The organism is Pseudoalteromonas shioyasakiensis, assembly GCF_022398475.1.
GTDB lineage: Bacteria > Pseudomonadota > Gammaproteobacteria > Enterobacterales > Alteromonadaceae > Pseudoalteromonas.
In genome coordinates, this window is record NZ_JAKEVM010000037.1 from 24,127 (window position 1) to 33,435 (window position 9,309).

At 38.7% G+C, this 9,309-nt stretch carries 8 protein-coding genes; 3 read left to right on the forward strand and 5 right to left on the reverse strand.

Annotation, left to right across the window (positions count from 1 at the left end; all coding sequences use genetic code 11):
• Positions 1-103: 103 nt before the first annotated feature.
• Positions 104-1,708, reverse strand: a complete 1,605-nt coding sequence (locus L1D51_RS09025) for a sensor domain-containing diguanylate cyclase (protein ID WP_239963478.1) — start codon at positions 1,706-1,708, stop codon at positions 104-106.
• Between the two features lie 192 nt (positions 1,709-1,900).
• Between L1D51_RS09025 and L1D51_RS09030 the strand changes: the two genes are divergently transcribed.
• Together L1D51_RS09030 and L1D51_RS09035 are read left to right on the forward strand one after the other, a co-directional pair.
• A complete protein-coding gene (locus tag L1D51_RS09030) occupies positions 1,901-2,440 on the forward strand; it encodes a heme NO-binding domain-containing protein (RefSeq protein WP_239963479.1) in 540 nt (179 codons plus the stop codon).
• 1 nt (position 2,441) lies between these two features.
• Positions 2,442-4,169 (forward strand): response regulator, encoded by a 1,728-nt coding sequence (locus tag L1D51_RS09035; RefSeq protein WP_239963480.1) that lies wholly within the window; start codon positions 2,442-2,444, stop codon positions 4,167-4,169.
• 3 nt (positions 4,170-4,172) lie between these two features.
• On the opposite strand, the gene L1D51_RS09040 is transcribed toward L1D51_RS09035, so the two are convergent.
• Positions 4,173-5,309 carry a helix-turn-helix transcriptional regulator gene (locus L1D51_RS09040; protein ID WP_239963481.1) on the reverse strand — a complete coding sequence of 379 codons (1,137 nt, stop codon included), beginning with the start codon at positions 5,307-5,309 and terminating at the stop codon, positions 4,173-4,175.
• Positions 5,310-5,524: 215 nt separating this feature from the next.
• On the opposite strand from L1D51_RS09040, the gene L1D51_RS09045 reads away from it, so the two are divergent.
• On the forward strand, positions 5,525-6,346 hold the full coding sequence (locus L1D51_RS09045) for a DUF2306 domain-containing protein (RefSeq protein ID WP_239963482.1): 822 nt from the start codon (positions 5,525-5,527) through the stop codon (positions 6,344-6,346).
• Positions 6,347-6,413: 67 nt separating this feature from the next.
• Here the strand turns inward: L1D51_RS09045 and L1D51_RS09050 are convergent, their stop codons facing one another.
• From L1D51_RS09050 to L1D51_RS09060, 3 genes are all read right to left on the reverse strand, one after another.
• Positions 6,414-7,415, reverse strand: a complete 1,002-nt coding sequence (locus L1D51_RS09050; protein WP_054560730.1) for a family 43 glycosylhydrolase — start codon at positions 7,413-7,415, stop codon at positions 6,414-6,416.
• 222 nt (positions 7,416-7,637) lie between these two features.
• Positions 7,638-7,976, reverse strand: coding sequence for a hypothetical protein (locus L1D51_RS09055; RefSeq protein WP_239963483.1), 339 nt, complete (start codon positions 7,974-7,976; stop codon positions 7,638-7,640).
• Complete coding sequence (locus L1D51_RS09060; protein ID WP_239963484.1) at positions 7,973-9,013, reverse strand: alpha-L-fucosidase; 1,041 nt, start codon at positions 9,011-9,013, stop codon at positions 7,973-7,975. The genes L1D51_RS09055 and L1D51_RS09060 overlap by 4 nt, the downstream gene beginning before the upstream one ends.
• Positions 9,014-9,309: the final 296 nt, after the last annotated feature.

Here is a 9,309-nt window from a genome sequence, read left to right on the forward strand (position 1 = left end):
ATTATATTTGTAATATAAAATTACATTATTAAAGAGATAGTTTAATTTATACGTACCTAAAAGCACCTATCTATGTTTATTTTATGTAAACAAATGTTAAAAATCACCCAGCAACGCAGCAGTTGCGGCCTTGCTTTTTCGCTTTATAAAGCGCGTCATCTGCTATTTTAAACAAGCTATCTGAATCAAACGCCTCATTAGCAGCCTTACTGGCAACACCTATCGATAAGGTAACATAGCTTAAGTCTGCACGGCCTTGGTGAGTTATGTGAGCTGATGCAACGGCGTTTCGTAGCGTTTCAGCCACTTTGAGTGCCTGATGCTTATCGGTATTGCTGAGCACAATAACAAACTCTTCGCCGCCATACCGAGCAACAAAGTGATTACTTGGCTGGGTATTTTCTTTAAGAAGATTGGCGACCTCACATAACGCTTTGTCACCTTGATCATGCCCATAAAAGTCATTGTAGAGTTTAAAATGATCGATATCGGCGACAATCATTGAGATAGGTTGCGATGCTAAATCTGCATCGCTGGCAAGCTTCGCAAAATGTTTATCTAATGCCCGACGATTGGCAAGCATCGTCATTGAATCGGTGTAACTGATATGTTTTAACTTCTGGTGGCGCTCTAGTATTTCATCACGTTGATTTTCTATCAAAGTAAATAACTCATTCATACCTCGCCCGAGTTGGTGCAATTCGTTATTACCAAAATACTCTTCCCGAGCGCTAAAATCGTTATTACTGATTGCTGAATTCACCAATGTATAAAGCTTTCTGAGTGGCCTTAAAACCTGTTGATTTATATATAAATAAAACAAAATAAATACAGAGCCAGAGATCAATAAACCGGTAATTAGAGAGCTATCAAACAAGCTTCGGTCGTAAGTCCGTTCACGGGATGCGATAGATAGCACAAATAGTAAGTCTCCTGCTTGATCATTGACTCCTAAGTAAAGCTGCTGATTATGCTGGCTCGCCTCCATTGCATTTCTCTTTTCACCAAACACCCTAATTAGATGATCCCTATATTTAGGTGCTTCATCAATGCCATAAAAGCTAATATCATTTGCTAACCCTGGTGTTAGATTTTCGACAAAGTCTTCATCAATAAAGCTCCAAAGCAATAATGTCGCCACAAATTCACCAGTGCCATCGGACTTCGTTACATTGTAAGCGACGGTGACGGCAGGCGTTTTATCTATGGTAATAAACCGGACTTTATGAGTTAACTCAGATTGGCTATTGTCTATATCGCCAGATAAGATTATTAGGTCGTTTTTTATCAACAAATTGGGGCTTTCTAAAACCGTTGGTGAGTAAGGCTGATAATCACTATTAAAGCTGCCACCGCCAATAATATTTGCCTGTGTATCATATAAATACCAACCATTTACGTCTAACCGCTGTAGTGCGTCTGCAATAACATAGTCACTATTAAACCACTGGGTATCACGTTGCTGTGCAGCTTCATACATGGTATCCCAAGCAGCGCTGTCAAAGACCATTTTTGACAGCGCATCAACCTCTTGCTGAAGTTGTGACTCCACGCGCTGAATATCAATCCGATCATTTTGTTTTGTCATCGCTTCAAACGTTGGCAATATCCAAAAATGCCGAATAATTGTTTGCGCCAACAAAATAGCAAAGCACGCCGCGGTGAAAGCAAGTAATAAGCGTTTTTTGAGCCTCGCACCAATCACCATAAAATACCAAACCAAGCAGAATAAAAAGCACATTAGTATTAAAAAGTATAACCACGTTTACTCAGTTTGCTTGCCAAGCTTTAATAAATCAGTCTCATAAAGGCAGTACCTCTACTAAAGTTGGTGACTGATAAATTGTAAAATCCCTGTTTATATCTAAACTTTTAGTATGAAATTTTGAAGGGCTACTGTATGAAAGGTATCGTCTTTACCGAGTTTTTAGACATGGTCGAAAATGAATTTTCTTATGAAGTGGCAGACAAAATCATTGAAGAAAACTCACTTGCTTCAAATGGGGCCTATACCAGTGTTGGTAATTACGACAACGCTGAAATGATCATGCTTATTACTTCGTTAAGTAAGCACGTCAATACGCCTGCAGAACAATTAGCCACGCACTATGGTAAGTATTTATTAAATCGTTTTTTTATCCTTTTTCCTCACTTTTTCACCAGTGTTTCAACTACGTTTGACTTTTTAGATACCATCGACCGCCATGTTCATGTAGAAGTTAAAAAGCTTTATAGCGATGCTGAGTTACCAAGCTTTGAAACAAAACGTATTAGTGAGCGCAAAATGCAAATGTTCTATCGCTCTGGAAACCCTTTCGCCTGTTTAGCAGGTGGATTAATTGAAGGTGCATGTGAAAAATTTAATGAAAAGATTACGATTCAAAAGGATATAAGCGCTGATCATATGTCGGCAACCTTTACTTTAACAAAAGAAGATTAGTGTGGATGAAGAACTCTACAAACGTAGATTAGAACGAGAGCGCCAGGCTCGAAAACAAGCCGAAGCCCTGTTAGAACAGAAGTCTTTAGAGTTATATGAAGCCAATATGACGCTAAAACATGCGGCCGAAAATCTAGAAAAAGAAGTTATTCTTCGCACACAAGATTTAAATAAAGCAAAAGAGTTGGCCGATGCCGCCAATCAAGCTAAATCAATGTTTTTAGCCAATATGAGCCATGAAATTCGCACCCCCATGAATGCAATTTTAGGCATGGCACACCTCGCCCTTGATACTGAATTAACCGATAAACAATATGATTACGTTGAAAAAATTCAGCTTTCGGCCAAATCACTGCTTGGGATTATTAATGACATTCTCGATTTTTCTAAAATAGAAGCCAACAAGCTTGAACTTGAAAACAGTGATTTTAACTTAAATGACTTTCTTGCGAACCTCGCTAATTTAGCCAGTAGTTTAATTGAGAAAAATAACATCGAAGTCATTTTTGATATTGATGATGACATTCCAGAGTTTTTAATCGGTGACGCTCTTAGGCTTAATCAAGTTTTATTAAATTTACTGAGCAATGCCATTAAGTTTTCAAACCAGCAAGATGTCACGCTGAAACTGACAAAAAAATCACAAACCGATACCTCTATTTGTATTAATTTTCAGGTCATTGACCAAGGCATTGGTATGTCTGAAGAGCAAGTTAATAGTGTGTTTAAGCCTTTTTCACAAGCCGATGTTTCAACAACTCGTAAATTTGGTGGCACAGGTCTTGGTCTTGTTATCAGTAAAAAAATTATAGAGCTTATGGGAGGTCATATTGAGGTTAAAAGCCAATTAAACAAAGGGAGTAGCTTCAGTTTTGATGTGTTATTTTCGCTATCGGTTATGCAAAGCTGCCACGACACAGATATTTTCAAACATAAACGCGCTCTTATTATTGAGCAAAGCGACCAACCTGAAGCTATTTTAAATACCATGCTCAATGCATTAGACATCAATGTACAGACGATTGATTGCATGGATGAAAAGCTTTCTAACGCTGATATTAGTCACAACTACGACTTTATTTTTTTAGACTGGCACGTATTAAACTGCGAACAAAATAACATTCTAGAGAACCTCAAAAAGCAGCTTTCTATCGACATTAAAAAAACCATTATCCTCGCTTCTTATGAAAACCAAGAAGTTAAAGACACGCTAAGTACGCTAGATAAAACCGTTGAAGAAATATTATTAAAGCCGATTATTAAAGGGAACCTATTGAAAACCCTCGAGCATGTGATGGGTATCGCTACGAAAAAAGAGACCAGAGTCGACAATACATGCTTTAAAAAGCTTGCGGGCTCAAGAATACTGCTAGTTGAAGACAACCCGCTTAACCAACAAGTTGCATCGCAAATACTACGCTCAAATGGCTTTGTGGTTGATATTGCCGAAGATGGCATAGCAGCGATTGAAGCTGTCGAAAAAGAATCTTTCGATTGTATTTTGATGGACTGCCAAATGCCAAAAATGGATGGTTATACCGCAGCGAATAAAATTAAACAGCAATCAAAGTTTGCCCATATCCCTATTATCGCCATGACCGCCAACACTATGGAAGCCGACCTTACAAAAGCGAAAGAATCAGGAATGCAAGGCTATATAGCCAAGCCAATTGAAGTGCAAACCATGTTTGAGGTCATTGCAGAGCATTTAACGCAAAAGCAGCTGTAATTTCTAGTCAGTAAGCTCTATGATTTTTTGTTCTACTAATGAGTTGTTTTGCTTACGAAACTCATTTGGGTTAACCCCAACGATACTTTTAAACACACGGTTAAAGGTAGCAAGCGAAGAAAAGCCACTTTCCATTGCAATACTGAGTATACTCCAATGACTTGCTTCATCTTTTAATAACAGCCCTTGCGCATGCTGTATTCGGTACTGATTAATAAACAAATTAAAATTTGCGGCTTTAAAATGATAACGAATAGCCCGGCTGATCTTATACTCAGGTACTGCTAATGCTTGAGCAAAATCAGAAATTTTCAAATTAGTTTGCAAATAAACCTGCTTATTGATGAGTGCTTCTATGCCAGTAATAAGCTCAGATTCTACCTCTTTATTGTCAGATTGTTCAGCCTGATGGATAGCTTTCATTACCTTTTCAGAGTTCACCACTTTACTATCAACAGCTTCAGGCACGCTACTGTGGGCACGGTTTTGCAAAAACATCACTAACTGCATTGCAAGTACAATCAACAATGCTGATGAGGCAATTATAAGCGGCTCAAATTGTTGAAATTCGCTTTCACTGAATAAAAATTTAGGCAGTATGCTGGCATTAAATACCGCTAAAAAGTAGCAACTAGCAAAAATATTTGCCTGCAACTTTTGCGTTTGTGTTTTCTCTTTATAGCCTCGTAATGCTTCCCAAAAAGAGAGCACCAAAATACTCGAAGATAGCAACACCGTTATTTCGGCCATACCTTGCTTTAAACGCCACATGAATTGGCTATCAGGGAAAACTTGCACATCAATACTCACCAAATAATGCCAAGTTTGGTTAAACATAATTAAACCCGCAATAGCAACTGCCACGGCAATATGTACCGAAGCAATAGGCTTATGCTTACGAAACAAAGTGCGTGATATAAGCCAAGACACATTACAGGTTGCGCAGGTAAATAAACCAATTAAATAACTGTAAACACCAATACTTGGTGCACTGATTTTTTGCACCCCAACCATGCAAAGCGAACCGCAAAATACTGTAAACAGATAATGAATAAGCTGCTTCTCTTTTTTCATACCATTTAGCAGCATGAGCCCCATACAAACAAAAACGAGTAAGTAATAAGGGGAAGTATTTTGCATAACTCTACATACCTTAAATTGGGAGTTTGATGAATTATTTACCAATCAGATAAGTTTACTTTTTCAAGATCAACATAGCAAAAAGAGTTTGTTAGTGAATATGTCAAACTCTGTGTGAGCTCTCAAAAACAAACACAATATTTCATTGATCAAATTTCGAATTTGAGAAGAAATCTTGCTCTAGCCCTTTATATTAGCGGTATTAGAAAAATGTAATGGAATTGATGATGTTTAACAAAGATAGCAAAATCACACCTTTAAAAGCGCTCGAATACAGTAAAAAGCTTTGGTTTATTAGCCTGCTAATGGCGCAAACTTGCTTTGTAGTTTATCTCATTCTTGGTTATGGAATGACAGGGTTAACTACAGGTCTATCAGGTTGGAACCGACTTAATAACACCGCCTATGTTGCTAATGATGCCACAGGGAATTTGATGTATGCAGTGCATGTATTATTTGCGGTAGTGATGATCCTTGGCGGAAGCTTACAACTCATTGAAAAACTGAGGACAAAATACAGCGCATTCCATCGCTACAATGGTCGTGTATTTGTTGTTTTAGCTTGCTGTATTTCATTTGCTGGCATGTATTTAATGATAGTAAGGGGCACCGTTGGTAATACACTGATGCATGCAATGACAATGTTTGGCGGCTTAGTGGTTATAGTATCAAGTATATTTGCAGTGAAAACAGCACGGGCTCGTAACTTCAATGCTCATCAAAGGTGGGCTATACGGTTATATCTTGCGGCTAATGGTGTGTTGTTTTTTAGATTATTGATATTTGCATGGTTTTTAGTATTTGGCACCTTAGGCGTTGATACCGCCACATTCACTGGGCCTGCCGTGCTTGCTGTTAGCCTTTGCTCTTACTTAGTACCACTTTTAATAGCCGAACTTGTTCGCTATGCAGCTCGTACAAATATTACGTTTATCACTATCGGCACTGCCTGTTTAATGACGCTAATATCAATCGTGTTCTTAATCGGCTTATTTGGGGTGACTTTGGCAAACTGGTACCCAGCTATTGTTGGCTAACTAACTCTCATACAATAAAGCCACCTAAATTGGTGGCTTTATGAAGTTAATTTACGTCACTATAAAATTAATACAGTTCAAATAGCGGACGACCATTTTCGTCGTACTTCACTTCCATAACACGAGCATGGCGGTTTGGATCGTAAAGCGGATCTTTTACAATCTCTTCAAGTGGACGGGTGTCTGTTTTTGGCACCACACTTGGTTCACCAACTGCGTGCTCATAGTCACGAGCATGGTAAATACACAGTGGTGTTTCACCATCTTCAGCTACTGTAAAACAGTTATGACCTGGGCCGAAAATTTTCTTTTCAACACTTGTTTCAAGCACTGGCATACGTGTTTTAGTCCACGAATTACGATCAAGTAAATCGCTGTTTTCATCGGCTTCCATATAACCCATGCAGTAACATGCACCTGTTGCACTTGCAGAGAAAGCAATAAAGATTTTACCGTTATTTTTAAGCACTGCCGGGCCTTCGTTTACCCAAAAGTCGACACGTTCCCAATCGTAATCTGGTGTCGTCAGCATAAACTGCGCTGTTTTTAGCTTAATAGGTGACTCCATCTCAGCTAAATACAGGTTTGATGCAGCAAATTGGCCGCCAGTTTTCTCTGCCCAGCAGAAATAACGCTTACCGTTATTTTCAAAAATAGTGGCATCTAAAGAAAAATCGGTGAACGACTTTTCATCGCCCTCAGCGGCTTGCATCATGCCAAGTTCAACCCACTCATCATTTAGCGGATCTTGGCCTTTACACTCAAGCACATACGGACGTAATGCCCAAATATCATCTTCTTCACTGGCAGCAAAGTAGATATACCATTTGCCATCTAGGTAATGAATTTCAGGTGCCCAGATATGACGGCTCATCGGGCCGCTGTCATGTTTAAACCAAATATCAAAGGTTTCAGCGTCTTTTAAGCCCTCTAATGTCGCAGACTTACGAAGTTCAATGCGATCATAAGTTGGTACAGAACCTGTAAAATAATAAAAACCATCGCTGTGCTTATGCACAAACGGATCGGCACGCTGCTCTACTAACGGACTATTTGTTTGTAATGTCATCTTGAAACCTGATCGTTAAATTTTAATTTGTATTATTTTATTACTTTTAAGTAAGAACACAAATATAACATTATTTTTAACAGACAGTGAAAAGAAATGTAAGCTTGGGCTGTGAGTTTCAAGATACGCGCTCTAAGCAAAGGAGTTAAAGCTAGCTCGTTATCGAAAGCATTTGGAAAAAAGGGGGCTTCCCCCCTTTGTTTGGGATCACTAAAACAAGCTTTATTTAAAGCCCCTCTTAGATTTTTTAGATAAAACGAGGTCAACTGGCATAACATCGCCCGATACCTTCTTCACAATTAAAGTATGTGAGCCAGCTGATAAGTCATGTTTTTCGAACACAATACTTTGTACTTGGCGATAATTATTACCATCGAAAATAGAGAATATGCCTTGTGACTTACCATCTAAGATAACTTCAACATCGCCATGGTTAATACCTTTTGAAGTCGCAAAAACAATGCTTGAACCACTAAAGTCATAACTAAACGACGCACCATTAACGGTTGTCATGTGTAAATCTTGTTGGTATTCACCAGTATTTGTGTGCTCAGACCTCATCCAGTTGCCATTTCACTATATTGAATTCGAGGGTCATTATCGTTTATCAGCTCGAGGCCTGAATAGGTTATATCACTTGTTGTGCCGAGGGTATTACCGATAGTCTGAATTTGCACCAATCGATCGGCAATCCAGCTACCGTCAGGGTTAATTGCCACATCTAATGTTATCAACCCACCTTCATCTGCAATTTGTTTTACCCTATTTGCTATATCTGTGTTCGAATATCTTAAGCTGCTCTTTAAGCCTCCCCATCCTCCGTCAGAAGTGTAGGTAAATCCATGCCACTGCACTTTTGTATCCAAAGCTGTTATGACTTTTTTAGAAGAAGGAGCCTTAGGTAACTCGTTAGTTTTACCTGATGTATATTGACTGTGTGGATCTTTGGGGACAAAGCTATGCTCGTCACCAGCATGAAAACTGATCGTCGCATTTGGGTTGCCACTTCGAGCAGACTGAGCAAGTTGGTCTGCAACAGGGTAAGCATTCTTTGCCTCGAGTTTTTGTTTCGATTCATCTGCTTTAAACCAATTATCAAACCACCAGCCAGCGATGTTAGCTCCCCAAGCCTGCGATCTTTCGCTGACAAAACCAGTTATAAACCAATCAGGGTAAGGTACTTTCTTTTTTGTACCCGTCCATCTATCCCCTGAGTGCGAAGGTAGGTAAGCAATTAACTTAATACCTTTTAGTTTAAGTGCTTTCGCTAAATCCAAAACAAGGTCACGGTTAGGCGTGTAATCAGCCTGATTTGAGTTAACTTGGGTAATACAACCTGGTGCAATCTGTTTGCTCGGACATGCCGGTGAGTGTAAATCATAAATGTCACTCATCGTCGACAGGTAACCACGGTTTTGAGTAATGGTAAAAATTACATAAGCATAACCAAGCTTGGCTGCTTTATCCGCATAATCGTCAACATCAAAACCATTTACATAGTTATTCCACTCGTTATAGTCTGTGATTTGATACCATGCATTATCTAAAGTGCCACCAGCAAGATAGTGATGACTAATCCCCCACTTTGCATCTTGCATCCAATTAACTTCGCTTGCTCGCAGAGACGCACTCGAGTGTAAAATAGTAATTGCTACTGTTATACCAGATACAATTTTATAGGGCCGACTTTTCAAAATAACCAAACCAGATGAAAGCTAAAACTTGTTACGAGTTTAACTGTTTACATTTAATCAACAATAAGATTACTCTGGGAAATCGTCATTAAACCCAACACACCACTCAACATAAAATGGTTAAATATATGAAATTTAAAAAGTAAAAAAACATTTACTATGTGAATTTTCTGATTCGTTGACAAACAATATGTTAGAGC

Bases quoted from the DNA above. Each gene is read 5' to 3' on its own strand.
- L1D51_RS09025 (WP_239963478.1), bottom strand. From the start codon at position 1,708: ATGGTGATTGGTGCGAGGCTCAAAAAACGCTTATTACTTGCTTTCACC.
- L1D51_RS09030 (WP_239963479.1), top strand. From the start codon at position 1,901: ATGAAAGGTATCGTCTTTACCGAGTTTTTAGACATGGTCGAAAATGAA.
- L1D51_RS09040 (WP_239963481.1), bottom strand. From the start codon at position 5,309: ATGCAAAATACTTCCCCTTATTACTTACTCGTTTTTGTTTGTATGGGG.
- L1D51_RS09045 (WP_239963482.1), top strand. From the start codon at position 5,525: ATGGAATTGATGATGTTTAACAAAGATAGCAAAATCACACCTTTAAAA.
- L1D51_RS09050 (WP_054560730.1), bottom strand. From the start codon at position 7,415: ATGACATTACAAACAAATAGTCCGTTAGTAGAGCAGCGTGCCGATCCG.
- L1D51_RS09055 (WP_239963483.1), bottom strand. From the start codon at position 7,976: ATGAGGTCTGAGCACACAAATACTGGTGAATACCAACAAGATTTACAC.
- L1D51_RS09060 (WP_239963484.1), bottom strand. From the start codon at position 9,013: ATGCAAGATGCAAAGTGGGGGATTAGTCATCACTATCTTGCTGGTGGC.